General features: G+C 59.1%; 21 protein-coding genes and 1 tRNA gene. 8 read left to right on the top strand and 14 right to left on the bottom strand.

Annotated features, from left to right (window positions below; translation table 11 throughout):
• Positions 1–97 precede the first annotated feature (97 nt).
• Together JOD50_RS08130 and JOD50_RS10630 are read left to right on the top strand one after the other, a co-directional pair.
• Positions 98–790: an IMPACT family protein gene (locus JOD50_RS08130; protein WP_204881120.1), complete on the top strand. Its 693-nt coding sequence runs from the start codon at positions 98–100 to the stop codon at positions 788–790.
• Positions 778–2,070: a methyltransferase gene (locus JOD50_RS10630; RefSeq protein WP_204881119.1), complete on the top strand. Its 1,293-nt coding sequence runs from the start codon at positions 778–780 to the stop codon at positions 2,068–2,070. Before JOD50_RS08130 ends, JOD50_RS10630 begins: the two co-directional genes overlap by 13 nt.
• Before the next feature lie 116 nt (positions 2,071–2,186).
• Here the strand turns inward: JOD50_RS10630 and JOD50_RS08120 are convergent, their stop codons facing one another.
• From JOD50_RS08120 to JOD50_RS08090, 7 genes are all read right to left on the bottom strand, one after another.
• The gene (locus JOD50_RS08120) at positions 2,187–2,627 is read right to left on the bottom strand and encodes a hypothetical protein (RefSeq protein ID WP_204881118.1); all 441 of its coding nucleotides are present in this window, start codon (positions 2,625–2,627) and stop codon (positions 2,187–2,189) included.
• A gap of 19 nt (positions 2,628–2,646) precedes the next feature.
• Positions 2,647–3,426 (bottom strand): hypothetical protein, encoded by a 780-nt coding sequence (locus JOD50_RS08115; protein WP_204881117.1) that lies wholly within the window; start codon positions 3,424–3,426, stop codon positions 2,647–2,649.
• Positions 3,414–3,908 carry a hypothetical protein gene (locus tag JOD50_RS08110; RefSeq protein WP_204881116.1) on the bottom strand — a complete coding sequence of 165 codons (495 nt, stop codon included), beginning with the start codon at positions 3,906–3,908 and terminating at the stop codon, positions 3,414–3,416. Before JOD50_RS08110 ends, JOD50_RS08115 begins: the two co-directional genes overlap by 13 nt.
• A gap of 84 nt (positions 3,909–3,992) precedes the next feature.
• A complete protein-coding gene (locus JOD50_RS08105; RefSeq protein ID WP_204881115.1) occupies positions 3,993–5,273 on the bottom strand; it encodes a hypothetical protein in 1,281 nt (426 codons plus the stop codon).
• Positions 5,274–5,603: a DUF6507 family protein gene (locus JOD50_RS08100; RefSeq protein WP_204881114.1), complete on the bottom strand. Its 330-nt coding sequence runs from the start codon at positions 5,601–5,603 to the stop codon at positions 5,274–5,276.
• A gap of 46 nt (positions 5,604–5,649) precedes the next feature.
• Positions 5,650–5,955 (bottom strand): pore-forming ESAT-6 family protein, encoded by a 306-nt coding sequence (locus JOD50_RS08095; RefSeq protein ID WP_204881113.1) that lies wholly within the window; start codon positions 5,953–5,955, stop codon positions 5,650–5,652.
• A gap of 90 nt (positions 5,956–6,045) precedes the next feature.
• Entirely contained in the window at positions 6,046–6,381 is a 336-nt protein-coding gene (locus tag JOD50_RS08090; protein ID WP_204881112.1) for a hypothetical protein, read from the bottom strand.
• Positions 6,382–6,727: 346 nt separating this feature from the next.
• On the opposite strand from JOD50_RS08090, the gene JOD50_RS08085 reads away from it, so the two are divergent.
• From JOD50_RS08085 to eccCa, 4 genes are read left to right on the top strand one after another with little or no spacing between them, the layout of a single operon-like run.
• On the top strand, positions 6,728–7,015 hold the full coding sequence (locus JOD50_RS08085) for a hypothetical protein (protein ID WP_204881111.1): 288 nt from the start codon (positions 6,728–6,730) through the stop codon (positions 7,013–7,015).
• Complete coding sequence (locus JOD50_RS08080) at positions 7,009–8,328, top strand: EsaB/YukD family protein (RefSeq protein WP_204881110.1); 1,320 nt, start codon at positions 7,009–7,011, stop codon at positions 8,326–8,328. Before JOD50_RS08085 ends, JOD50_RS08080 begins: the two co-directional genes overlap by 7 nt.
• Positions 8,329–8,358: 30 nt before the next feature.
• A complete protein-coding gene (locus JOD50_RS08075; protein ID WP_204881109.1) occupies positions 8,359–9,351 on the top strand; it encodes a hypothetical protein in 993 nt (330 codons plus the stop codon).
• Complete coding sequence (gene eccCa / locus JOD50_RS08070) at positions 9,348–13,472, top strand: type VII secretion protein EccCa (protein WP_204881108.1); 4,125 nt, start codon at positions 9,348–9,350, stop codon at positions 13,470–13,472. Before JOD50_RS08075 ends, eccCa begins: the two co-directional genes overlap by 4 nt.
• 207 nt (positions 13,473–13,679) lie before the next feature.
• On the opposite strand, the gene rpsA is transcribed toward eccCa, so the two are convergent.
• The 3 genes from rpsA to polA form a co-directional block, all read right to left on the bottom strand.
• The gene (rpsA, locus tag JOD50_RS08065; RefSeq protein WP_101630060.1) at positions 13,680–15,158 is read right to left on the bottom strand and encodes a 30S ribosomal protein S1; all 1,479 of its coding nucleotides are present in this window, start codon (positions 15,156–15,158) and stop codon (positions 13,680–13,682) included.
• A gap of 235 nt (positions 15,159–15,393) precedes the next feature.
• The gene (locus JOD50_RS08060; protein WP_204881107.1) at positions 15,394–16,737 is read right to left on the bottom strand and encodes a GNAT family N-acetyltransferase; all 1,344 of its coding nucleotides are present in this window, start codon (positions 16,735–16,737) and stop codon (positions 15,394–15,396) included.
• Between the two features lie 50 nt (positions 16,738–16,787).
• Positions 16,788–19,574: a DNA polymerase I gene (gene polA / locus JOD50_RS08055; protein WP_204881106.1), complete on the bottom strand. Its 2,787-nt coding sequence runs from the start codon at positions 19,572–19,574 to the stop codon at positions 16,788–16,790.
• Here polA and JOD50_RS08050 point away from each other — a divergent pair.
• The gene (locus JOD50_RS08050) at positions 19,573–20,082 is read left to right on the top strand and encodes a hotdog fold thioesterase (protein WP_204881105.1); all 510 of its coding nucleotides are present in this window, start codon (positions 19,573–19,575) and stop codon (positions 20,080–20,082) included. The genes polA and JOD50_RS08050 overlap by 2 nt on opposite strands.
• A gap of 123 nt (positions 20,083–20,205) precedes the next feature.
• On the opposite strand, the gene JOD50_RS08045 is transcribed toward JOD50_RS08050, so the two are convergent.
• The gene (locus JOD50_RS08045) at positions 20,206–20,454 is read right to left on the bottom strand and encodes a hypothetical protein (protein ID WP_204881104.1); all 249 of its coding nucleotides are present in this window, start codon (positions 20,452–20,454) and stop codon (positions 20,206–20,208) included.
• Between the two features lie 12 nt (positions 20,455–20,466).
• Positions 20,467–21,969 carry an inorganic phosphate transporter gene (locus JOD50_RS08040; RefSeq protein ID WP_204881103.1) on the bottom strand — a complete coding sequence of 501 codons (1,503 nt, stop codon included), beginning with the start codon at positions 21,967–21,969 and terminating at the stop codon, positions 20,467–20,469.
• 320 nt (positions 21,970–22,289) lie between these two features.
• Here JOD50_RS08040 and JOD50_RS08035 point away from each other — a divergent pair.
• A tRNA-Leu gene (locus JOD50_RS08035) sits at positions 22,290–22,371 on the top strand.
• A 94-nt stretch (positions 22,372–22,465) separates the two neighbouring features.
• On the opposite strand, the gene JOD50_RS08030 is transcribed toward JOD50_RS08035, so the two are convergent.
• Entirely contained in the window at positions 22,466–23,644 is a 1,179-nt protein-coding gene (locus tag JOD50_RS08030) for a 3-hydroxyisobutyryl-CoA hydrolase (protein WP_338052072.1), read from the bottom strand.
• Between the two features lie 28 nt (positions 23,645–23,672).
• Positions 23,673–25,220, bottom strand: a complete 1,548-nt coding sequence (gene pyk, locus JOD50_RS08025) for a pyruvate kinase (protein ID WP_204881610.1) — start codon at positions 25,218–25,220, stop codon at positions 23,673–23,675.
• Positions 25,221–25,383 lie beyond the last annotated feature (163 nt).

The raw sequence follows: 25,383 nt of genomic DNA, 5'->3' as shown, positions 1-25,383 counted from the left end.
CCTCCTTGAAAGCCGGGTCCTGCTGGCTGCGTCTTGGTCGCTGAGTCCTGCTCGCTGGGTCCTTCATCCACTGTAGTTGGCATCTAGACTGGAAACGATGACTTCCTCCCCGATTGAGCTTGCTGACCCGCACGTGCGGGCCTCCCGCTTTACGCGTTTGGCGGCTGAGCACGTGCACGAGATCGAGATTCAACGTTCCGTGTTCCGCACCGTCCTGGCGCCGGTGCGTACCGAGGACGATGCCCGCGCTGTGATCGAGGAGCAGCGCCGCGCGTTCCACGATGCCCGCCACCACTGCTCTGCATTTGTTCTGGGCCCTGATCAAGACACCCAGCGCTCTTCCGATGACGGCGAGCCGGCTGGGACCGCTGGCATCCCCATGTTGACGGCACTGGCTCAGCGTGAAACCTCCGATGAGCGCCGCGACCTCACGGACATCGTCGCGGTGGTCACGCGCTGGTTTGGTGGGATCCTGTTGGGTGCGGGCGGCTTGGTTCGCGCGTATTCGGATTCGGTTTCGCAGGCGCTGGATGGCGCGCGTTTTGAGACGTGGCACCGTCAGCGAGAACTTTTGGTTACGGTGGACATGGCTCAGGCGGGCCGCGCCGAACATGTGATGCGCGGCTTGGGGTACACGTTGCTGGACACGACGTATTCGGCCACCGGATGTTGCATCACGATCGCTGTCGCTGATTCCGAGGACGGCATCGGCGGTGCGCGGGCCGCGTTGCAGACGGCCTTCGCCGGTGAGGTTGACATCGTGGAAGGACGGGCGGTGTGGGCGCAGTGACTCGTGATCAAGGCACAGCGGCCGGTGTTCAGGGCTCAGCAGCCGGTAGCGGCTCACAGCAGGTTCCGGCGAGTTGGGGTTCGTTGCGGCGCTGGCCGGACATCGAGTCCCCCGAATTACGTGCGTGGGACGCTACTGACCAGCTGCTTTTGGATCACGGCCTTGCCCAGGTAGCTGCCGAGGGTCTTACCGGCGAACATGTCTTGGTTCTGGGCGACCGCTATGGCGCGCTGACGTTGGGCCTTATTGAGGCCGGCGTGCGTGGGGTTGTCACGGTTCAGGATTCGGTTGCTTTGCTGACCGCGTTGAAGGCCAACGCGGAGGACCTTGGCGTGGATGGCTTCTCTGCCTTCGCGTCGCTGGATGAGGTGGCCGATGCCGCCATTACCCCCGATGGCGGGTTCCGGCTGGTTTTGTGGCAGCTACCTCGGTCTGTTGCCGAGGTTGAGTATTGGGCTGTTGCGTTGCGCGGGCTGGTAGCGGATGGCGCGACGGTGTGGGCCGGTGGCCGCGATAAACATATGACGCCAGCGATGAACAAGCCGCTTGAGCTCTGGCTTGGCGAGGTTCAGCCTCAGCGTGGCCGCAAGAAGTCGCGTGTCTTGAAGGTTTTGGTTGACGCTCGGCAACAGGATGCCGATGCGACTCGGAAGGTCTTGTCGCCGGAGCCACGCACTGTCGTGGTTGCGGGTAACAAGGTGACGCTGCACGGAGATGCCCGGGTGTTTGGGCGGAACCGCCTTGATCCGGGCACGACGTTCATGCTCGAAGCGATCTCGGATCACGACATCGACCCGGAGCCCGGCCAGGAGGTTGTGGATCTCGGTTGCGGTAATGGGACCATCGCCGTGTGGGCTGCGCGTCGCTGGCCGGATGCTCACGTTGAGGCCACGGACGATTCCGCTGCGGCCGTTGCAGCTACGATCGCGAGTGCCCGAGCCTCTGGTGTCGCTGACCAGGTGCGAGCGGTTGCGGCTGATGCGGGTGAGCACTTGTTGCCGGCGGACGATGAGAGGCATGCCGATGCGAGGCGTCCTGATAGGCCGTACTCGCCTCGTCTTGTTTTGGTGAATCCGCCGTTCCACCAGGGTGCCGTGGTGGAACGTGCTATTGGTGAGAAGTTGTTGTTTGCGGCTCGTGAGATCGCGGGCCGAGGCGGCCGCATCATCGCTGTGTGGAATTCTCATTTGCGGTACCGGGCGTTTCTGCGCGAGAACATCGGGCAGACTCGCCAACTGGACCGTGATGCGACGTTCACGGTGACGGAAACCCGGGTCTAGGATTCCCCGCCACTTCAGGAACAGTTGCCCTACAACAGCGCACCTTAAACGTTGTGGGCGTTAAACGTTGTGGGCGCTCAGGCTTTCACCTGAGCGCCCACAATACTGAGCGGATATCAACTCATGTTTGAGGTCATCTCCCGACGTTCCTCACGTTTCGCAGCCTCACGTTTCCGCTTGCGTTCTGCACGCCGTGCCCGTGCCTTGGCTCGCTCTTCCTTGCGTTTCTTAAGAACCCATTTCGGGGTGAAGGGGTAAGGAAGCGGAATGCCCATAGCACCCAGAAACCCGATGACCCCGGTGATGAAGACCAACAGCAACGGGATTTCGTAGAGCCAGAACGCGATATCCTCCGGAATATTGAGCTGAGCGAACAGACCCAAAGCCGCCGCCGAACCCACAATCAGAGAGCCGTACGGAAACGCATAGAGACTAGATATGCTCCACACGTCTTGGTACCACGAATCAGATTGTGGTTTGCGCACAACCTTGACGTACATGATCCAGTACACGATCGTGGCAATGACTACGGCAGAGAAAAGAAGGATGTCTCCCATAGTGCGTTACCTCCGATCCCTAGTCTTGCCCCTGCCAAGAAGCAATGATCTCCTCGGTCGGGAGCAGGCTCACAGCCTGCGCTAGGACATACCAGCCCGGCGCAGGCTCGAGCTGATGTTCTTTGCGCATCATGTGACGTTCCGTGTTGTATAGAAGGTAGCCGTGCGGAGTGTCCAGGTAGACGAGGCTACGGGTCTCGTTCCGGGAACCAGCTTGCCATTCCACAACGATTGAAATCGCCTCAAACTGTCCATCCACGAGGTCTTGAGCCATCTCTGGTTGAACATGGCTCACCGATTCAGCGAGCCTGTTCGCGGATGCTCTCCTCTCTGTTTCTGAAAGGTCCGGCGAAATGACATTCATGATGTCCTTCTGCTGGACGACTCCGTAGCCGGGCTCATATTCGCGAGGGAAATTACGCCGGCCAAGAACCATGCCATCAATCAGGAACGTGAAACGACTATCGAGCTCAGTAGCAATCATCGTTACAGTGCTTTCCGTCTGGTTGTCCCCTGCAACGATGATGCCTTCTGGGCCGATCCAGAGGTAAACCCTGTTCTCGGTACCGTCTGGACGTAGCCTTTCGATGAGTGCGAAGCTTCGGTAGGTCGTGTAGACGTGCCAAAACAGTGTGTACTGTGATGGCGCCTTTCCGTCGTCAAGCACACGCTCATCAGCGACATCATGGATCGTGGGGCCGTCGCCTTCGAAAGTCCCGCTGACCAGTTCGCTGAACTGGTGGCGAGGCAACACGATCGCTAGCTGCTGTTCTTCTTGACTCGTATCTACACTGTCCATTCGAAATCCTTCGACCAGAGCCATGCCGGTTGCGCCCATTCCCGGTATAACGCGGTTGGGAACGTCACTGCAAAGCTGATCTCGATGCCGCTGCGCACAGCGTGCCATTGGTACAGCATGAGTGGCGTGCCTTCGTCATTGCGGTATGAAGCGACCCGCAGGATTGCTGGCGTGTCGTCGTCCCCCAATGTGTCCCACCCGAGATGGATGTTCCGGTATTCAGCTAGCTGTTCTGCCAAACCGGCATCGGTTGCGAGGATTTCCTTGTAGTAGTCTTCCTCGTTCTCGTGCCGGTTGTCGTACGACCTCTGGATCACCACAACATTGGGGTGGAAGCGACCGCCCCACGCTGTCGTGTCCTGGTAAATGAACATTCCCTTATCACTTCCAGACGTGTCCACGTCCCAACTATCGGGAATGGACAGCCTGAACTGTGCGTCAGGATGTTCAGAGATCGTAACCCCAGACTCTGGGTTGCTCATGAGTTTCGTTGTCCTCCTCATCGGCGTCGCACTGTCGCGAGCTTTGTTGGTTTAGGCTAACGAGCCGCGCTCAGCTGCAGTAGCTCAGTGGGCCACATACTCAGCCCCCTGGATGAGTTTCTCGCCGGCCCATCCGCCAGCCTTGCCACCTACGACACCGCCGATGATGCCACCTGCGACTGCGCCGACGGCGGTACCAACTGGTCCGACAAAGGAACCCAGCGCGGCACCTGTAGCCGCGCCAGTCTTGGCTCCAACCCATCCGCCCGCTGTGGAGGCCCCTGCCCTGACACCTGCTCGGGCAAGCTTCTCGCCGTTACCCATAGCCGGATAGGTCTTAGAGTCCGCTTGCCAGCTCGCCATACCCGTGGTCGCGAGGCCAACTACGGTGCTTGCCCTCGACAGAGCCTTGCCGGCATTGCTCATGGAACTAATGAACGGCTTGTCAACCGCGTTCAGCGCAGCGCGGTTGCCTGAACCTTCGAGCTTCAACAGCGATCGACCGGCGAAGGCTTTGACCCCTTCCTTGAAGGTGGTCGGTTTAGCCATCGGATTCCAGCTTTGCGGAGTGGCACCATGTTGCCACCCGCTGAACTTATGGATCAAGGCCAGGCTGACGCCTCCCTTATCGGCCAGATACTGGAACGTCTTCGGCAGTTTCCACGCAGTATCGCCGCTGATCATGGTGGTCCAGCGACCCGACATCTGGAAGAACTGCGCGGTGTACTTCCACTTGTCCATAAACAGTAGGCTCGCTTGAGCCATGACGCCAAACGGTCCCTCAACGCTGTTGTTGCGCGCAACCTTGTCCCAAAGAGTCTTGAAGAAGCTACCGACGACCTTGCCGCCAGCCTCATTGGCCTTCGCAAGATCGACCCCGTCCGCCATCGATGCCGAGTGTCCGGCAACCGAGATGCCAAGCAACTGGCCCTGGCACGCGTTCTGCGCGCTGTCCTTATCTTGAGCCAGCTGTTGGCAGTCGGACTCGATCTCTTGGCGAAGCCGTTCCTTTTCCTTCTGCCCTTCAAGATCGTCAGGAGCCGGATTCATAGCGTCGTACCGTGCGATCTTATCCAGAATCCGGTCACGCTGTTGATTCAATGAGTCCAACGCGGAAGCGTATGAATCCAACGCCGATTTCACACGTTGCGTAGCTTCATCAATCTGCACGCTCGTCATCGTGGGAGTTTCCATCGCGGTGACGACCTGCCCGGATTCCGGCGCAATGTATTGCCCACCGATGGGGCTCCACCGACCTTGAACACTGTTCATCGCGCCCACGATGGCCTCGCCGGCTGACCGGATGTCCGAACCTGCGGAGCTCGCCGAACTACTCTGATCAAGTTCTACAACATCGAAGCTCACTCAGCTCACCCCCGGCATATCGGGCTTAGTTGGAGCCACGCACACGTGGGCGCTCATCTGCTGGTCGCCCTGCAAGTACGCGCTGAGCGCGATGCTCGTGCTGCTGGTTGCTGTGTTGACCCGGTTGATGACCGACTCCGATGCAGGCTGGAGTGCTCCCATAAAGACAGCTGCCAGGGCGTTCGTCACGACTGGCGAATGCGGCAGAGCACCGCCAGCCGCCACGAACGCATTTGAGAGTTCGGTCATTGCAGCAGTTAGCTCTTCAGCGGCACCGTTCGTCGCAGCAACGGTCCCCGTGGCGTCAGGATGCTGAATGGAATAGAACATAGTCACAACCTTCCGGAACAGAATTTCCGGGCCTTAGAGGCCGCTGTTAGCCGATGTTTGCGACTGCGTTGCGTGCGCGGGATTGCGTGCTGACTGCAGTCTCGTCGTTGTTCGACAGGGTCTGGCGAACCAAGTTGATGATGCTGCGAACCTCGTTCGAAGCGTTGTGCCAACGCTTCTCAACGTGCTGGTATTCAGCGTCCACGCCGTCCATCTGGAAGTCGGCCATAGCTTCAGCGACCTGAGCGTCACGCTCACTGATCAGGCTCTCAAGGCGGGAAATGATGCCCTGAATGTCACCCTGAACCTGACCAGAAACACCGGTGTCAAACGAAATACGATCCAAAGACATGATTGCTCCTAAAAGACTAAGTGAGAAAGATTTACTTGTGCGTAAAATAAAAATCAAATAAGAATCAGCAAAGACTATGCTGTTGAAGAATTAGCGGGACGACGAGAAACGAGCGCCGTCAAAGTTTGCAGAGGACTCGTTGCGAGTCGAGTTGTCTGCAGTCTCCTGGTCGCCAGTCTGAGTAGCTACATTCATCTCAGACTGACCCTGAGCAATCCTGGACAGGGAGGAGTTCAAGTCCGCAGCGATCTCGTCGGTGCGAGCCTTGAACTGGTCGAACTTTACGCGACCCTGACCGTTGAACTTGCCCTCAAGTGGAGAAACAGCGTCAACGAGCTGGCGAACAAGACCACCCAGGTCATCGTTGGATCCGGAGGTCTTCTGGTTCAGAGTTGCGAGGGTCTGCGATCCCATATCGAACTTCATTGGTATGTCCCTTCAAAAGCTTTCCAATTGATGTATTAGCCCGGGGACCCCGGCTTGTTACGCACACCAAGCCCCAGACCAACGTTGGTCACGCTACTCCCGTGAACTCCGAGATTGAACCCCCAAGAATTCCCATTCTTTAATCTGTTGAAGTTGCGTTAACCCGATTTAGAACCGTGATCTTGGGGCGAATGAATTAGTTACTGTTTCGTAGAACACATTTGCTAAACATTCGCGGAACCTTACGTCACTGGATTGACCAGAGCCATTAACTCGCTTGTAACGTAGGGCGCGCATAATCGGGCCGCTATCACTTTCCGCTTCTGTGAATGCGCTGAGGAGGCCCATGCAAAACCATGACGAACAGATCCTCGAATCAGTAGCTGTTCGTCGGCAACGACTCAGCCTCGCGCTTCTTTACGGCAATGACCGTCGCCGCCGAACCTTCATGACCGGCATCAAACACGTCGTGATCGGTCTGATTATCGCCGCTCTCATATGTGCCGGTTGCGTTGGCTTCTCATTCATCTCAAGCCTGTTCCAAAAAGAAAAAGAGCGTATGAACCGCACCTGGACGCCCACAAAGGAATCGATGCCGATTCAGCGCACCGTCGATGAGGTTGCCGAATGGTGAACACCGGATACCGCAGAATCACGGTCTTGGCAGCAGACCGCAACGTCGAAATGTTGCTGCCTTCGGGTGTGAGCGTCGGGGAACTCATTCCGCAGATCCTGAAACACACCCACACCGGTGTGAAAGCAGCGCCTCAGGAGCTCACGTTGACGCCGGTCGGTGGAGGCAGTCTTGCGCTCCATGAAACGCTGGCGGACGCACAGATCACTGATGGTTCCCTGATCCGATTGGACCGCCGCGACGAGATCGTCCGCTCCCCCGTCGTCTACGACCTAGCCGATACGAGCGCGGAACTCACAGCCGACCAGGCAAGCACCGTCCGCTTTACCAAAGGCCGGTTGCTGAGCACGGTGCTGGTCCTGCTTCTGGCAGTCCCCCTCGCGTTGCGACTCTTGCCGGCACCAGACAGTGACTCATTCCTCACCTGGGCACTAGCCGCAGCGGCCGTGCCTCTCGTGGCGATGGCGGTCATCGACCACCGCTGGTGGGCTACCGACATCGAGCTCACGGCCATATCCGCAACGCTTCTAGCCCTCGCTCTTTTCTTAGCGGGGCCGGCTCCGTTCACCGGGTGGATGATCGCCCACGCATGGATCGCTTCGACTCTCTTGACGCTCGCACTCAACCACAGAGCTTGGAAAACCGCGTTGCTGATCGGCATAGCCTCAATCACGACAGCGGGCCTGTGGTACCTCGGTTTCACTCTGGATTTGAGCTTTCAGCACCTCGGCTTGTGGATGCTGACCCTCAGCGGCGTTCTGGTTGGTTTGATCCCGCGTATCGCTTTGATCCTCTCGGGACTCAGCCGCGTTGACGATGACCTCGCCGACGGTCAACGTCCGTACCGCAGCTCGGTTGCTTCGCGTGTCATGCGCGCTCACGCCGGTATGGCGGTCATGATGTGGCTCATTTGCTTCACGATGCTCACCGCTGTGTTCTTGCTCGGGCCCACCGGAGATAATCCGTGGATCACGTCGCTCGTCTTGATCACGATGGCGTTGGTGACTTTGCGGTCGCGTCACATGCCGCTGGTCTCAGAGAAGACGTGCATGCTGGGTGCCGCGGTGATCGGCGGGGTCTTCTGGGCCGGGTTGCCGTTCGTATCGATGCCTGAATGGATTATGCCTGGTGCACTTGGGCTTTTGTTGGTCCTCATTTTGACGCAACCGTTGTGGCGAATCCCGGCGCATGTCTCGGCGGGTCTACGTCTGGGTGCTCGCCGCATCGAAACCTTGCTCACACTGTCTATTTTCCCTGTTCTGGTGGGTGCGTTCGGCCTCTACGCGCGCCTGATCGAGACGTTCCAGGGGTAAACACCGGCCGGAAGGGTGGACTTCCTGAATATGTTTTCCAAGACCAAGATGCCGACGCATCCTCTAAAGAAGAAGCAACCGGCGCGCCCGGAGAAGAAATCTTCGACCCCGAAATACACGTCAACAACTCGAGGCGATTCGTGGTGGGTTCGCGCAACCCGTGGCGTTGTACACCTGCTGCTGTCTGACCCGTTCCCGGAGGCGTATCAGCGCGCTTTGAAGGGATGCCAGACATCTGTCATTACGGGGCGCCGCATCGGTATCACCAGTCCACTGGGTGGGGCCGGCGCAAGCTCGACTGTAGCTCTCTTGGGGCACCAGCTAGCGAACGGCCGTAAAGAATCAATCCTCGCCGTGGATGTACTGAACCGTGACGGCGCAACGCTCCGCCGCTTAGGTCCTCGAAATCCACGCAAGGTCAGCGATGAGCGAGGTCTCGCGTTGCTCTCTGAGCTTATGAATCAGAAGAATACGGCCGTCAACCAGAACTACCGGACGTTCTCTGATGAAATCAACCGTTATCTGCGGTACATCCCCTGGGGTGAAAGCGAAGAGCACCTGGATGACAAAGCGCTGTTGCACAACAGTTTCCAGTTCCTCTCGGAAAAAGCGTCTGTAGCGTTGCTTGACCTGCCGATGACCGAACAGGTCATCAATGCCTTCTATCCAGGCCTTCACGCGCTTATCGTTCCGATTCCGATGTATCCGGCCGCGATAGACGTCAGCGAAGCGTTCTGTAAGTACATTCACGAACGCTTCCCGCACATCGGGATCATTCCGATCCTCGTGGACAGCATCCATGCTTCGCCCAAACAGATCCGTGCAACCAAGCAAGCCGTCCGCCAGACGAATCTGCGCACTTATCTGCCGGCGAGCCGCAAACACTACTTGCCTGAGCTGAGCTTCGACGCCCACGTCGCAACCGGCGGGCGGCTCAACATGGACCTGCTCTCAGAAAGGCTACGACTCCAAACGGCACAGCTCGGCGCAACCGTGCTCGCCGTCGCGAAAGCTGCATCATGACTCTAGACAGCCGATCACTGACCGCACTCGAAGCGAACGGGCTCTTTCACCGTCCGGCTCGTTCCGAACCGCCTGCCGCCGACCCCGAGTTGGCGACCATCCGACGACCTCCCTTGATCGAGGAAGGCGGGTCCGGTGCTATGGGCTTCATGGGTCTCATTCCGCTGCTGGGTATGGCGGGTTCGATGACCGTCATGATGCTGTTTAGGGGCTCGCCGTTCGCGGCGGTTGGTGCGTTGATGATGATCGTGACGGTCATCGGCGCGATTGTCATGATGACCTCTCAGAACGGGAAGCAGACCCGGCGCCGCAAACAACTGCGAGATAACTACCTTGAATACCTCGAGGAACGACACCACGAACTGCGTACGGAAGAAGCGGAGCGACGTTCACGCGCGCAGGTGACAGATCCTCGCACGAGCGCTCTTGTTGAGATGATCTCTACCCCGTCCCGGCTGTGGGAGCGGCGGCGCCAACACAGCGACTACCTCAACGTCCGGTGCGGCATCGGCGATGCGACCGGTGTTGAGTTCCGCCTTGAAGGCGAGGATCAATCCATCGAAAGCACGGATCCGCACCTCGAGCAGCAGCTTGAGGTGCTTCAGGATCGGTTCGCGACCACCCCCGATATGCCTTTGCGTGTGCATCTAGGTGCGGACCACACGGTTTCGGTCATCGGGGACACCGAGTTTTGTGACCAGGCGATCCGAAATCTCGTGTTGCAAGCTGTGTCACTTCATTCACCTGAGGACCTCCAACTCGCATTCCTCGTTCCACCGGCGGCACGAGAGAATTGGGAATGGGTGCGCCGGCTCCCCCATATTCTCGATCAAGAGCAGCCGACGGCGTTTGGGCCAGTCCCCCGCATCAGCGAAACGATGTCGGAGCTTTCTGCGCTTCTGCGCAGCAACATTCAGCGCCGCTATCAGACCACCGCGGAGCTGCGCCGTACCCCTGCTAACCACACAGTGGTCAATCTCAACCAGCCGCGCCTGCTCGTGATCGACCTTAGGCACAGCGGCCCGGTAGAGAACTTCAGCGCCGGTGCGGCAACCGACCTCGAGATGATGGGCATCACCGTCATCCACGCGCTGCGGAATCAGCTCGAGGAACCCGGGGATGTTTCCGCTCGCCTCGTACAAAACAACAACTCAATACACAACAAGAACAAGGACCGAAAGAATCAGGCTGGCCTCAGTGACGGTGGCGCAGCCGTGCCCGTAGCCGAGGTTGAGGTTCAGCGCCTGGACGCTGACGGTTCCGTGGCACAACGGCACACGGGTGTTTTGGATGAGTCCGATGTGGCGCTCGCCCAAGCGATCTCCCGCGTGTTGGCGCCGATGCGGCTTTCACATGATTCGCTCGAGCACTCCGAGCAGCAAGCGGGCATGAAGTTCACGCAGTTGCTCGGCCTCAAGGAGCTCGATGAACAACACCTGCAAAGGTCGTGGGAACCGAACTTCGGACCAGATTTCTTGACGGTTCCGATCGGCTTGGATCAGCAGGGAAAGCCGGTGCGGCTAGACATCAAGGAGGCCGCACAGCACGGCATGGGTCCTCACGGCCTGTGTGTGGGTGCGACCGGTTCCGGTAAGTCGGAGCTTCTGCGAACGTTGGTCCTCGGCCTAGCTCTGACTCACTCCCCTGAACAGCTCAACCTGGTTCTGGTCGACTACAAAGGTGGCGCTACGTTCGCCCCGTTCAAGGGCATCCCGCACGTGTCCGGAATCGTCACGAACCTCGCAGACGATGTCTCGCTCGTCGACCGTATCTATGCAAGCCTCGAAGGTGAGATCCTGCGGCGTCAGGAGCAGCTGAAAGCGGCGGGCAACATCGCCTCCATCACTGATTATCAGCGTGCGCGGCGTCGTAATCCTGACCTTCCGGTCATGCCTCACCTGTTCCTCGTGATTGACGAGTTCGGTGAGCTTTTGACCGCCCAGCCGGACTTCATCGACTTGTTCATGTCGATCGGTCGTATCGGCCGTTCGATCGGCGTGCATTTGCTACTGAGCTCGCAGCGCCTCGAAGCCGGAAAGCTTCGAGGCTTGGACACGTATCTTTCCTACCGGCTCGGTTTGCGTACGCTTTCCGAGGCGGAGTCCCGCACCGTGCTGGAAACCACCGACGCTTTCCACTTGCCACCGCTGCCCGGTTACGGATACCTCAAGGTCGATACGACCGTCTACGAACAGTTCAAAGCCGGTTACGTCTCTGGCCCGCTCGCCATCGAGACCGCTGAGGATAGCAACGCTAACGAAGCTTCTACACCTGTAGTTCTGATCGATCAGTTCTACGCGCAGAACTTCATGACAGCTACCAGGCGGCAGGACGAAGCCGACGACGAGGACGAAGCCTCGAAACCCGTTACCGCCGACGATGATACCGAAGGACCGACCGTCCTCAGCGCATCCGTGGACATGATGAGCCGCTACCCCGCCGTGACTGACCCGATCTGGTTGCCGCCACTGCTGGACAAGCTCACGCTGGACCAGGCTCTCTCGATGCCACAAGAGGTACTCACAGAGCCAACGCATCCACAGGCCGACGCGGCACACAGCATCATGGTTCCGATCGGTGTCTTGGATGATCCCGCACATCAGTGGCAGGGCCGTTGGGAAATTGACCTGACCCACTCGGGTGGCCACATCGCTATCTTGGGTGGACCGGCAACCGGCAAGTCCACGCTTCTGCGCACGATGGCGCTCTCGCTCGCGCTGGAGAACTCGCCTCGCGAAGTCACTATGTATGGGCTGGACCTTCGTGGTTCAGGTTTGCGCGCGATCGAGGGGCTTCCCCACACCGCAGGTGTCGCGGTGCGTACGCGCAGAGAATCCTTGCGCCGAACCCTTGAGGAAGTCACCGACCTCTTGACCGAGCGAGAGGCTCTGTTCGAATCCTTGCACATCGATTCGGTATCCACGATGCGTGAAATGTTCGCCTCGGGTGAGCACCCAGAGCTCGATGTGTGCGACGTGGTGCTCTTCGTGGACGGTTGGGGCGGATTGATCGACGAGTTCGAGGACCTTCAAGACTCGCTCTACTCACTCCTGACTCGCGGAAGCGGCTACGGCATCCACATCGTCGCGACAGCTACCCGCTGGAATGAAGTCCGGATGGCTCAACAGTCCTTCTTCGGAACGCGCTTGGAGATGCGGTTGACGGAGCCGAGCGATTCAATGCACGGTTCCAAGACCGCCGCTCACCTGCCGAAGAATAGGCCGGGACGCGGTTTCAACATCGATGGCCGCATCGGCCAAGTCGCTCTGCCACGCATCGACGATGAACCGAGCGATGACGGACTTATCAAGGCGTTCAACGAGGCAGTTGAGATCGTCAAGATGCACTACCCTCGGCAGACTCCACGAACTGTCCGCTTGCTTCCGACGCACATCCATGTGGACGAGCTACCGGCGGCGCCAGCCCCGGGTCACACACGGTTCGGCGTTCTGGAACGCAACCAGACGATCCGGTACCTGGACTTTTTTGGCCGCGAACCGCATCTCGCAGTGCTTGCAGACGAAGAGGCCGGCAAGACGAGCCTCCTACGGGTGCTCGCCCACGAGCTCATGCAGCAGTACAGCTCCGAGGAGCTCGTGTTCGCTGTCTTCGATCCGCGGCGTGACCTGCAGAACGTTATCCCGGAGGAATACCTCGGAGGATATGCGGCATCAGCGATGCACGCAGAACAGCTGACGGCCGCGGTGGTGAAGGAAGTGCAGTCGCGTGTACAGGTGGACCCGCTCAAGCAACAGAGCGCAGCATTCGAAGGTCCGCGCATCGTGTTGCTCGTAGATGACTACGATGTGCTGACCGCAGGCGCGGCCTCGCCGTTGCACGCGTTCACGCCGTTCCTCGCGATGAGTGGAGACATCGGCCTGCATGTTGCACTCACGCGTCGAGTTCGCGGCGCATCGCGAACCATGTATGAGCCGTTCTTCGCATCCCTGCGCGAAGCCGGCGCAGTAACTCTGCTCATGGATGGCGACAGCGGCGAAGGGCCTATCATCGGCCGGATCCGTCCGCGCCACTTCCCTGCTGGCCGAGGCATGTTGATCCGCCCGAACGAGGCGCCTCAGACGATCCAGCTGGTGACCCTCGACGAAGAGAAGAAGGACTAACGTCCTCCTGCGGGCGGGCTTGCTGCTCGCCCGCAGTTGCGCACCGGGCACGCGTTGCTCAGCACAGCACAAGAAGTTGCCAAGCACTAGAAGTTGATACGCACAGCAAGTTGATACGCAAAGAGGGCGGTTCCGGAAGGAACCGCCCTCTTCGTATCATCTACTCCGCAGGGGTGTTTACCTCACGAGCGGGAGTCGATGTGTTGCTTACTTGTTGCCGGTGAGCTTCTCACGCAGTGCAGCAAGAGCCTCGTCCGATGCGAGGGTGCCGCTGTCTTCAGCAGCGCCCTGGTCCTCGGAGGAGTAGGAAGCTGGAGCTGGAGCAGCTGCCTGCTGTGCGCCGGCCTCGGCGTCCTTCTCCATTGCGTCTGCAACCTGCTTCTTGTGAGCCTCCCAGCGAGCCTGTGCGGCAGCGTACTGCTGCTCCCACTCTGCGCGCTGAGCCTCGTAGCCCTCGAGCCACTCGTTGGTCTCTGGGTCGAAGCCCTCTGGGTACTTGTAGTTGCCGGCCTCGTCGTACTCTGCGGCCATGCCGTACAGAGCTGGGTCGAACTCGGTGCCCTCTGGGTCAACGCCTTCGTTGGCCTGCTTGAGGGACAGGGAGATGCGGCGGCGCTCGAGATCGATGTCGATGACCTTGACGAAGATTTCCTGACCAACCTGAACAACCTGCTCAGCGAGGTCAACGTGGCGCTCAGCCAGCTCGGAGATGTGAACGAGGCCCTCGATGCCGTCTTCGACGCGAACGAACGCACCGAATGGGACGAGCTTAGTGACCTTACCTGGTACAACCTGACCCAGTGCGTGGGTGCGGGCGAAGGTCTGCCATGGGTCTTCCTGAGTTGCCTTGAGCGACAGGGAAACGCGCTCGCGGCTCATGTCGACCTCGAGAACCTCGACGGTGACCTTCTGGCCAACCTCGACAACCTCGGATGGGTGGTCGATGTGCTTCCAGGAGAGCTCGGAAACGTGAACCAGGCCGTCTACGCCGCCCAGGTCAACGAATGCACCGAAGTTGACGATGGACGAAACAACGCCCTCGCGAACCTGGCCCTTCTCGAGCTTGTTGAGGAACTCAGTGCGAACTGCGGACTGGGTCTCCTCGAGCCATGCACGGCGGGAAAGCACAACGTTGTTGCGGTGCTTGTCGAGTTCGATGATCTTAGCTTCGAGCTGCTGGCCGATGTACGGAGCCAGGTCGCGAACGCGACGCATCTCAACCAAGGAAGCAGGCAGGAAGCCGCGGAGGCCGATGTCGAGGATGAGACCACCCTTGACAACCTCGATGACGGTACCGGTAACGACGCCGTCTTCTTCCTTGACCTTCTCGATGTCGCCCCATGCACGCTCGTACTGTGCGCGCTTCTTGGAGAGGATCAGACGGCCTTCCTTGTCCTCCTTAGTCAGGACAAGAGCCTCAACCGTGTCGCCAACCTCGACGACATCGCTCGGGTCCACATCGTGCTTGATGGACAGTTCGCGGGACGGGATAACACCCTCGGTCTTGTAGCCGATATCCAGCAGAACTTCGTCGTGGTCAACCTTGACAACCTCGCCTTCAACGAGATCGCCGTCGTTGAAGTACTTGATGGTTGCGTCGATTGCGGCGAGGAAATCTTCCTCCGAGCCGATGTCGTTGACTGCGACCTGCGGGAGTCCGGTCTGATCCGGGTTCGTAGTGGTCATGTAGTAGGGGCTCCGTTACGGATAGTAAATCGGTCGGAAACAGCTGCGAATACTTCGCTCGATATGTGCTGTTCCGAGTAGTGAACAATATGAAATTGCGCACGCGTGAGGGCACGCGAAATGCACAACTCAATCAAGTCTATGCTATGGGGCCAGACCAGTCAATGAAGTATGACCTTCGTCTACTGCTGCCTCATGACAAGACTCTGCCCATGATGCCGATGTAACCAGAACATCAGAAATAGGTTGTGTTAATCGGAGGCACCTTGGAGTGGAACAACACGTGAAGTGCTTCGAGGTCAGCTTCCTCGGCCTGCGCACGCCCACTCGCAACCAGATCAGCCACGCGGCACGTACCCAAGTACAAGGCAGCCAACGCCTCGGCATCCAAGCTCAAGCGCGGAACATCGGCGCCAATGGAGCCATCCTCAGGCGATTCAGTAACGCGTGTCTCGTTGGCATCCGTCTCGATCAGGAACGTACCCTGCGCATAGCCCAACGGATCAGTCACGTTCAGAACCACGGAACCCTCGGCGCTCAAGCCGCGTGCACGCATCGCCTCTGGAACATCCAACATCCGTAGCCACAACGCATCTTTGGTCTCTCCGTCAATGACATCGCGGCCATTGATCAAGGCAACACGTAGCGCATGATCGGCAACCACCGCATCGGCGGAAAGCTCCGCTACCAGGTCAGTGGCACCCAGCGCTTGCCACAGCGCGAGCTCCGCAACAGGATCAGCCGCCATGAGCTCATGAACTTGCAACGTGAACGGATTGGATTCCCAGCCCGAGAACTCAGCGATCGCGTGACCACGAACCGCGCCGTCCGGGCCGAGAGCCACCAGCGGACGCAAGTCGTGGTTCTCCCCCGGCTCAGCCGAATAGTTGCTCATGCCCTCGGCACGACGAATCTGCGAAGAAACCGGCGCAATTTGGCCCGGCATACGCTTCACGAAAGCCTCAGAGGACTCACGGTGGATCGCAGGCATCTCGTCCCAGGACGGAACCACAACACGAACACCAGAATCCTCGATCGCCTTGATCGCCGAATCCCGCAAACGCAAACCGTGCAAAACCTTAACGCGGCATGTTCCCGTATGCGCGGCGACACCGAAACCGAAACGACCATAGATCACGCCCTCGGTTGCCGTCAGCGCAGCCAACGGACGCCCGGCTTCCTTAGCTCGGTCAAAGGACGCGTGCATCATCTTGGTCAGCAAACCACGACGACGGTGCGAGGTACGGACTGTCACCTCAGTGACCATGTGCGTATCAACCAGCACGTCTTCTCGGACGCACAGCTTCCCGGGGAACTCCGCGAACGTCGCGACAGGGATTTCGGCATCTAGAGCGATCGACGGCTGGTTGTCGTCATGAACCATCGTCAAGAGCGAACCGTCCAGGCGGAAACGGTCAACTTTGCCCTGCAACTCTTCCTTGCTCCGGCGCCCTTCCAGGAAGCTTAACGCCATAGCTTCAACGAACGCTTCAGTCACCGGATCGGGGCTTCCCAGAGGGCCTTCCGGGCTGTGCCGAACAACCCTGAACTGCTCATCGCGAACCACGTCAGTGCTCATTTCTATCTCCAGATCAGTATCTTTGTGGAAGCTTTGTGTCGCACCTTGTGCTAGTGCGCGGCATCGTGCCAGGTACGTCCGCTGCCGATGTTCACATCCAGCGGGACAGACAGTTCCATCGCGCCGGACATAATCTCAACCACGAGTGAACGTACCTTATCCTGTTCGCCGTCCACGACCTCGAAAATCAATTCGTCATGGACCTGCAACAGCATCTTCGATTCCAACCCCGCTTCTTCGAATGCGGCGGGAATCCTCAGCATCGCGAGCTTAATAATGTCCGCGGCGCTCCCCTGAATCGGGGCGTTCAAGGCGGCACGCTTAGCCATCTCTCGGAGCTGGCGGTTATCGCTATGCAGCTCAGGAAGATAACGCCGGCGGCCCAGTAACGTCGATGTGTAACCATCCACTCGCGCCTGGTCGACAACCTCGTCGAGGTAATCGCGGACCGCACCGAAACGCTTGAAGTAGTCGTTACGCAGTGTGCGGGCCTCATCGACCGAAATACCCAGCTGCTGGGACAAACCGAATTGGCTCAGACCATATGCGAGGCCGTAGCTCATCGCCTTGACCTTGGAGCGCATCTCCGGCGAAACATCCTCAGGGGCGACATCGAAGACACGCGAACCCACGAAGCGGTGCAAGTCCTCGCCGTCCTTGAACGCCTGGATTAACGACTCATCGCCGGAGAGGTGCGCCATAATGCGCATCTCAATCTGCGAATAGTCCGCCGTCAGCAGTTCGGCGCTGTCACCGCAAGTGAAGATGTCGCGGATACGGCGGCCTTCCTCGGTACGCACCGGGATGTTCTGCAGGTTCGGATTCAACGATGACAACCGGCCAGTCGCCGCGGCAGTCTGCGAGAACGTCGTGTGAATACGACCATCGGCCGCAACGGTCTTCTTCAAACCTTCGACGGTCTGGCGCAGCTTGCTCACGTCACGGTGAGCCATCAGAGCCTCAAGGAACGGATGCCCCGTCTTGACCAACAGATCCTGTAGCGATGCCGCATCCGTCGTGTAACCGGTCTTGATCTTCTTGGTCTTCGGAAGCTCGAGCTCCTCGAACAAAACCGCCTGCAACTGCTTAGGGCTACTCAGGTTGACTTCGTGCCCGATGGCATCGAAAGCCTGTTGCTGAGCACGATTCATGTTTTGAGTGAAGCTGTCGATCAAATCATCGAGTGACTCCAGATCCACGGCCACACCCGTGGCCTCCATGCGCGCCAAAACGCTCGCCAACGGAACCTCAACCTGCGTCAGCAAGTCCTCGGCCTCACGATCCACCAGCATCGGTTGCAAAACCGCATGCAAACGCAACGTGACATCCGCACGCTCAGCCTCACGGCCATCGACGGCCGAACCGTCTTCGTGCAGACCCAGATCAAGCTGGCCAGCTTCCTGCGCCGCCGCCTCGCCCAGCGTGCGCTTCAGATGCTGCTGAGCAAGATCCTCAAGCGCGTAACCGCGACGATCCGGCTGAACCAAATACGCAGACAACGCAACATCATCGATGACGCCCGCGACCTTCAAGCCACGCGCCCACAGCGCCTTCAGCATCGGCTTGAGGTCATAGACCACCTTCGGACGCTCGGCATCCGCCAGCCAGCCCGCCACCACATCGGTAGCTTCCTCATCCAGCTGGGCAAGATCAACCTGCAAGACCTCAGCCTGCGCCGCCCCTTCCGGAAGCACAGCAACCGAAAGGCTCAGGACATCCGATGCCTCGCCCACCGCATGCTCAGCCGCAAGCTCAGCGCGCAAAGCAGCAACAGAACCAGCCACAGCATCCGGGGCGGCCACCTCATCAAGCCACTCGCGAATCTCTTTCGCAGAAGTAGCAGACACCGCATTCGGCAGCTCAACAGCCGGGCCTTCGTCCTCGCTCAAGCCACCCATCACATCATTCAAACGACGACGCAACGTATTGAACTCAAGCGAATCAAACAAGTCCTCAATACGGTCCCATTCAGGCTCACGCACCCGCATGTCATCCCACGTGACATCCACATCCAAATCCCGAACCAAAGCGTTCAGCTCACGGTTGCGGCGCACATCATCGACATGATCACGCAAGTTCTGACCGACCTTGCCCTTGATCTCATCCGCATGAGCCAGGATGTCTTCGACCGAGCCGTACTGATTGATCCACTTAGCCGCGGTCTTATTGCCCACGCCAGGAACACCCGGCAGATTATCGGCCTTCTCCCCCACCAGCGCGGCCATATCCGGGTAATTCTGCGGAAGAACCCCGTAACGCTCCTCAACAGCTGCGGCGTCCATCGGCGGGATATCCGAAATGCCGCGCATCGGATACAAAACGAGCACGTCGTCGTTGATCAGCTGGAACGTGTCCCGGTCACCCGAAACAACCAGAACCTCAAAGCCATCAGCGGCACCCCGGGTCGAGAGCGTCGCCAAAATGTCATCGGCCTCGTAGCCCTCGTACGTGAGCGTCGGGATGTTCATCGCAGCCATAACCTGATCGATCAACTCAATCTGGCCCGCGAACTCTGGCGGCGTCTCAGCTCGGCCGCCCTTATATTCCTCATACTGCTGCGAGCGAATCGTGGGACCAGAAAGGTCAAACGCGACCGCAACATGGGTCGGCTCACGCTGCTCAATCATTTTCAACAGCATCGACACGAAACCATGAACCGCGTTCGTGTACTGGCCCGTAGCCGTAGAAAAATTCTCGGCAGGCAAAGCGAAAAACGCGCGGAACGCCATCGAATGCCCATCGATAACGAGCAAACGTGGCTTAGGTTCAGAAGACGACGAAGATGCAGACGATGAAGACTTTGCGTTGACACTCACGTATGAAAGCCTAATGCCCATGACTGACAAAAGCCCGAAACCCGAAACGGCCGGCACCTGTGAAGCCACCGAAAACCACCCGTTTGCGGCAGAACTGACCCAAGCGAACATCCCGCCTGCGGCCTGGGAGTATCTGCGACATCACGGTCCAGGCGAGCTGGTAACCAAGCTCGGAATCGTCTTCGAGAAGTTCACAGTCGATGAGCTCACCGCAACCATGCCCGTTGAAACCAACACCCAGGTTGCCGGAATCCTCCACGGCGGTGCCAGCGCGGCACTCGCGGAAACCCTCGGCTCGTTCGCGGCCGCGTTGCACATCGTCGACTCCGGTCTCCACGGGAAAGTCGCGGTAGGTGTTGACCTCAACATCACCCACCACCGTGCAGGAGTCTCCGGTCGTGTGCGTGGCGTGTGCACTCCAGCCCACCTCGGCCGCACCACCACGAGCCACGACATCAAAATCTACGATGAGCAAGACAAACTCGTAGCGAGCGCGCGCATCACCAACCAGATCATCAACCCTCGGTAATACAATCCGCGCTAGTGCAAACCGCGGCCACGGCAGGCCAACAAGCCGCAACGCACGATGAGGGCGGGCCACCATCGATGGTGGCCCGCCCTCATCGCTATCTAACGTTCCAGAAGCCCCACGTCAAAAACCCAGAGCTTTATGGAGCGCCGGAACGATCAGCGCGATACCAATCAGAACGATCACGCCAGAGACCGCATAGCACGCGTAATAGCCCGCTTTGAGGCGTTTCGTATTAGACAGACCCTCCTCGATTGCCGCGTCGTGCATCGATTGCAAGCGCACGCCCGTGGAAAACATCAACACCACGAACATCGTCGACACCAAGGTCGCGGCAAAGACCAGCAGGAAAGACATCCACTCAATAGTCATTTATTTCCTCCGCTACTTCCCTTGCTTCGAATCGACACGGTCGTGGGCCCTTCGGGCCTCCTTAGCTGCGAGTTCCGCTTCCCTAGCCGCAACATCGGACTCTTCCGCTGCCGCCTGGCTGTCAACTGCAGCGATGAAGCTCAGCCGTGCCGCTTCCTCGATGTCTTGCGCCCGACGTGCCTCACGCAATTCTGCGGCCGCCGCCTTCCGGGCTACACGGCTCGCATGCGTTGCTGCCCGAGCTGCGCGGCGTGCCTTACGGGCTTCCGACTTAGCCTTCGCTGCAGCAGCTTTCGCGTGCTCATGGGCCTCGCGGGCCTCGCGACGCAACGCACGAGCCGCGCTACGGCGCTCCTTCTTGGTTGGGATATGGACCGCGGCAGAGGAAACCTCGACGCCACGCATCGCGTTCTCGTGAGTGACCGAGTTACGCATAGAAATCAAGAAGATGACGAGCATCGCAGCCACACCAGTGATCAGGACGATCCACACGCCTACGGCACCGATGTGCGTCAAAGCAGCTGCAATGCCGCCGATGATCGCCGCAGCTGGCAACGTGAACAGCCAGCCCGTTGCGATCTTGCCGGCCGTACGCCAGCGGACGCCCGCACCCTTACGACCCAGGCCGGATCCCACCACGGAACCCGAAGCGACCTGCGTCGTTGAGAGCGCGAAACCCAGGTGCGACGATGCCAAGATCGCAGCACCAGTCGAGACTTCAGCTGCGAAACCCTGCGGAGGCTTAACCTCAGTCAAGCCGGTACCCATGGTGCGCATGATGCGCCAACCGCCCGTATAGGTACCCAATGCGATCGCGAAAGCACAACTCGCGATAACCCACAAATGTGGGCCCGTGCCAGCTTCCTGCATATTGGCCGAAACCAAAACCAGGGTGATGATGCCCATCGTCTTCTGGGCGTCATTCGTGCCGTGAGCCAGCGCAACGAGCGAGGACGAGAAGATCTGGCCGATCTTGAAGCCGCCGCGTTTCGGTGAAATCTGGTTACTGTTTCGACGCGTGATGCGGTACGCGAGCTTCGTTGCGCAGAAAGCCGTCACGCCCGCGATGAGCGGCGCCGCCACGGCAGGGATGAGGACCTTCTCCAGAAGCGTTCCGTAGTTGACTGCTGAGAAGCCAGCACCCACGATCGCCGCGCCGATGAGACCGCCGAACAGCGCGTGCGAACTCGACGACGGCAGGCCAAGAAGCCATGTGAGGAGGTTCCAGACGATCGCACCCATCAACCCGGCAAGGATCACAGACGGTGTGATGAGGATGCCGCCATCGGATGAGGATTCGTTGATGATGCCCTTCGAGACCGTCATAGCGACCTCGGTTGAAAGGAAAGCACCGACAAGGTTCAAGACTGCGGCCAACGTCACCGCATTCTTCGGCTTGATTGCACCCGTTGCAACGGGGGTAGCCATAGCGTTCGCGGTGTCGTGAAAGCCGTTCGTGAAGTCAAAGAACAACGCCAAAGCGATGACGATGACAACGAGTAAGAACGGATCCATGCTGGACCTTTCTCTGCGTCTATGAATTCATTGGAGCAACCGCTACATCATGCTTCCCGCCAGTCTGCGGGCGGAACCAGATAACAAAGAAAACGACACGTGAACGCTCGTTTACCTGGCGTTCATTGTGCTCCATTGACCATGCTAGACCTTTAAGCCCAAAAGCGTGACCCCTCAAGGGTGCCAAGACTGTGTGAATCGTCACCCGCGCCTTCTCGCGCGAGTCAAATGTGCATTTTCAGCACAAGTGCGTATACAGTAGAACCCGCTGGTTAGAACACCCCAAGTTAACGTGAGGGGTTAGCTTCGGATAAGCACCAGCCCGAGTGGCGGAATTGGTAGACGCACTGCACTCAAAATGCAGCGATGAAAATCGTGCGGGTTCGAGTCCCGCCTCGGGCACACAGCAAGCCTGTGGGGCACAACGATGGTTGTGCCCCACAGGCTTTTAACGATGAATGGCTTTTAACGACGAATGATCAGCGACGAACCGAAACTATGTGCGTCCGCTTCCCTGCACGTCGATGTCCGGGAATCCGGGAACCTCGGCGAAGAAACTGTTCACCAAGTCAGCGTCGACGCCCTCAAACGTTGCCGGGTTCCACTGGGGATTGCGGTCCTTGTCAATGATCTGCGCACGGATCCCCTCACGCATGTCGTGGCCAGCCCGCTGGACACCACTAGCACCACCGCGCGGATTAGACGGCTGCGCTGTCCTGTTTCCCAGCACCGCGTTTCCGCATAAGCGGTAATCCTGCTTGTAGGTCTCCGCGAGGCTGAGGTTTCGCGCACGTTTGACCGCTTCCAACGCAGTCTTCATACCCGTTGGGCTGTTGCGGCGCATCGCAACCAGTGCCTCCTGCTCAAGCGAATCGTTGCCAGCCGCCTCAGCCCGCTCCTGCAACGCCGCAAAAATCTCCTCAACCGAATCGCGCGAGAAAACCTCATCAATCCAGTCACGAGCTACCTCAAGACGCCCAGCACCCGGCGGTTCCTCGTTCGCATCAGCAACCGGAGCCGCGAAGCCAGCCACCACATCGTCGACGTCACTGAAAGACGAGATCCGTTCAAGCTGCGCAATCAACGCATCCTTCTGCGACACCGGAACAAAAGCATCAGCAAGCCCCGAAAACATCGCGTCAGCCGCGCCGATATGCAAGCCCGTCAATGACAAGAAACAGCCCACCACCCCAGGTGAACGTGCCAAGAAATAGGCGGCCCCCACGTCCGGGCTGAAACCGATCCCCGCCTCAGGCATGCCCACCCGAGACGTCTCATTCACAATCCGATGCGAACCAGGAACAGAAATCCCCACTCCGCCGCCTAAAACCAATCCATCCATCAGCGGAATGAAAGGCTTCGGGAAGCACGAAATCGCATGGTCCAGGCGGTACTCGGCCGCGAAGAAATCCATTGCAACCCCAGGATCCCCGAGCGTGCCCTGGTAAATGACCCGCACATCGCCGCCTGCACACAAACCGCGCTCCCCCGCGCCGTGCAGAAGCACAGCATGTACCGCATCATCGGCGGCAAACGCGTCCAGTGCGTGGTGCATCGCATCAACCATCTCGAGGTTCAGCGCGTTCACGGCTGCAGGGCGGTTGAGCGCAATGATACCCAACGCACCCCTGCGTTCCGCAAGCACCAGCTCAGAACCTGTATCTACACAACCCACGTGCACCTTCTCCGGCATCGGAACAAAGCTAGATGGCCGGTGGACGGGTGGCTTGCCCCTCGTTCATCCGCAGAACGAGATCCTCAGCCGCCTGTTCACGGGTGCGCCATGGACGGATCTCCTCATGGCGTTCCTCGTTGCGCTGTCCAGCCTCTCCGCCGTGTGTCATATCGCCCAAACGATGCACACGCAGAGAGTTCGTCGAACCAGCCTTGCCTGGAGGCGAACCGGACACAATCACCGCGAGCTCGTCCTCCTCGGCCAGGTTGCTACCCAGCAGATAGTCCTCCGCCTGCTGCGACATCTTGTCGGAGTGATCGACAAAGTCCACAAGAACCGGAGAAATCCCCCAGAACAGGTTCATGTACCGGAACGTCTGCTCGCTCGATGTGAACCCCAAAGCCGGGATCTCCGAACGCATACGGGCCAAACGCCGCGCCGAATCCCCCGTCTGCGTGAACGCAACCAGATACGACGCGTTGACCTCCTCAGCGACCTCAACAGCAGCCCGGGTCACTGCACCACCGCGGGTGCGTGGACGTGCGCCCAGCGGCGGAATCCGCTTCAACCCATGCGCCTCAGTCGACTTGATGATCCGCGCCATGGTCTCGATCGTCTTGATCGGGTACTTACCAACCGAGGTTTCACCCGAAAGCATGACCGCATCAGCGCCATCCAGAACCGCGTTCGCGCAGTCAGAAGCCTCAGCGCGCGTCGGCGTCGGCGCGTCCATCATCGATTCCAAAACCTGCGTAGCGACGATCACCGGCTTAGCCCAGCGGCGAGCCAACTCGACCGCATGCTTCTGCACCACAGGAACGTCCTCGAGCGGAAGCTCAACGCCGAGGTCGCCGCGAGCCACCATGATCGCGTCGAACGCGTCAATGATTTCCTCGATGTTCTCAACCGCTTGCGGTTTCTCAAGCTTGGCGATCACCGGGACTTTCCGGCCCTCTTCACGCATGATCTGATGCACCGGATCGATATCCGAAGCGTTACGCACGAATGACAACGCGATCATGTCCACGCCCGCGCGCAGAGCCCACCGCAGGTCTTCTTCGTCCTTCTCCGAAAGGGCCGGAACATTCACAGCGACACCAGGGAGGTTGATGCCCTTGTTGTCCGAAACCTCGCCGCCGACCTCAACTTCGGTTACGACATCGGTCGCCGTCACCTCGACCGCGCGCAGACGAACCTTGCCGTCGTTGACCAGCAGCGTGTCCCCAACGTTGACGTTCTCGGCCAAGCCGGGGAACGTCGTACCGCACTCGGTCTTGCTCCCTGGCACATCGCGGGTTGTGATGGTGAAGGTATCGCCCTCCGCGAGCTCATGTGGACCGTCAGCGAAACGTGCAAGACGGATCTTGGGCCCCTGGAGGTCAGCGAAGATTCCGAGGGGCTTGCCGAGCTCCGCGGAGGCCTCACGCAGGTTGTCAAGATTGTTCTGATGGGTCTGGTGATCGCCGTGGCTCATGTTGAGTCGGGCGACGTTCATGCCAGCTTTGAGGGCCTTCTTCGCCATCTTCTTGGTGCTGAGCGCAGGGCCAAACGTCACAACGATTTTGGCTCTCCGCACCTGGCGCTTCGTCTTGCTGGCTTTGTCTTTGTCAACAATCATGGTTCAACGCCTCATCGTGGTTTCGTATTCGGCAGCGCTCATGCTGCGCATGTTCTCACCTTTTGATAAGCCTACAGCCCTGTGACCGCGTCGTGGGGCGGGCACAGGGCTCTAGGTCGAA

Source organism: Pseudoglutamicibacter cumminsii (assembly GCF_016907775.1).
Lineage (GTDB): Bacteria > Actinomycetota > Actinomycetes > Actinomycetales > Micrococcaceae > Pseudoglutamicibacter > Pseudoglutamicibacter cumminsii.
The sequence above is the reverse complement of the archived record's forward strand: the minus strand, read 5'-3'. Positions and strand labels throughout refer to the sequence as shown.

Excerpts from the sequence above, each read along its gene's own strand:
- JOD50_RS08080 (WP_204881110.1), top strand. The coding sequence starts at position 7,009 with ATGGTGAACACCGGATACCGCAGAATCACGGTCTTGGCAGCAGACCGC.
- JOD50_RS08110 (WP_204881116.1), bottom strand. The coding sequence starts at position 3,908 with ATGAGCAACCCAGAGTCTGGGGTTACGATCTCTGAACATCCTGACGCA.
- JOD50_RS08075 (WP_204881109.1), top strand. The coding sequence starts at position 8,359 with ATGTTTTCCAAGACCAAGATGCCGACGCATCCTCTAAAGAAGAAGCAA.
- JOD50_RS08120 (WP_204881118.1), bottom strand. The coding sequence starts at position 2,627 with ATGGGAGACATCCTTCTTTTCTCTGCCGTAGTCATTGCCACGATCGTG.
- polA (WP_204881106.1), bottom strand. The coding sequence starts at position 19,574 with ATGGGCATTAGGCTTTCATACGTGAGTGTCAACGCAAAGTCTTCATCG.
- JOD50_RS08050 (WP_204881105.1), top strand. The coding sequence starts at position 19,573 with ATGACTGACAAAAGCCCGAAACCCGAAACGGCCGGCACCTGTGAAGCC.
- JOD50_RS08045 (WP_204881104.1), bottom strand. The coding sequence starts at position 20,454 with ATGACTATTGAGTGGATGTCTTTCCTGCTGGTCTTTGCCGCGACCTTG.
- JOD50_RS08100 (WP_204881114.1), bottom strand. The coding sequence starts at position 5,603 with ATGTTCTATTCCATTCAGCATCCTGACGCCACGGGGACCGTTGCTGCG.
- eccCa (WP_204881108.1), top strand. The coding sequence starts at position 9,348 with ATGACTCTAGACAGCCGATCACTGACCGCACTCGAAGCGAACGGGCTC.
- JOD50_RS08090 (WP_204881112.1), bottom strand. The coding sequence starts at position 6,381 with ATGAAGTTCGATATGGGATCGCAGACCCTCGCAACTCTGAACCAGAAG.
- JOD50_RS08115 (WP_204881117.1), bottom strand. The coding sequence starts at position 3,426 with ATGGACAGTGTAGATACGAGTCAAGAAGAACAGCAGCTAGCGATCGTG.
- JOD50_RS08040 (WP_204881103.1), bottom strand. The coding sequence starts at position 21,969 with ATGGATCCGTTCTTACTCGTTGTCATCGTCATCGCTTTGGCGTTGTTC.
- JOD50_RS08060 (WP_204881107.1), bottom strand. The coding sequence starts at position 16,737 with ATGAGCACTGACGTGGTTCGCGATGAGCAGTTCAGGGTTGTTCGGCAC.
- rpsA (WP_101630060.1), bottom strand. The coding sequence starts at position 15,158 with ATGACCACTACGAACCCGGATCAGACCGGACTCCCGCAGGTCGCAGTC.
- JOD50_RS08085 (WP_204881111.1), top strand. The coding sequence starts at position 6,728 with ATGCAAAACCATGACGAACAGATCCTCGAATCAGTAGCTGTTCGTCGG.
- JOD50_RS08095 (WP_204881113.1), bottom strand. The coding sequence starts at position 5,955 with ATGTCTTTGGATCGTATTTCGTTTGACACCGGTGTTTCTGGTCAGGTT.
- JOD50_RS08130 (WP_204881120.1), top strand. The coding sequence starts at position 98 with ATGACTTCCTCCCCGATTGAGCTTGCTGACCCGCACGTGCGGGCCTCC.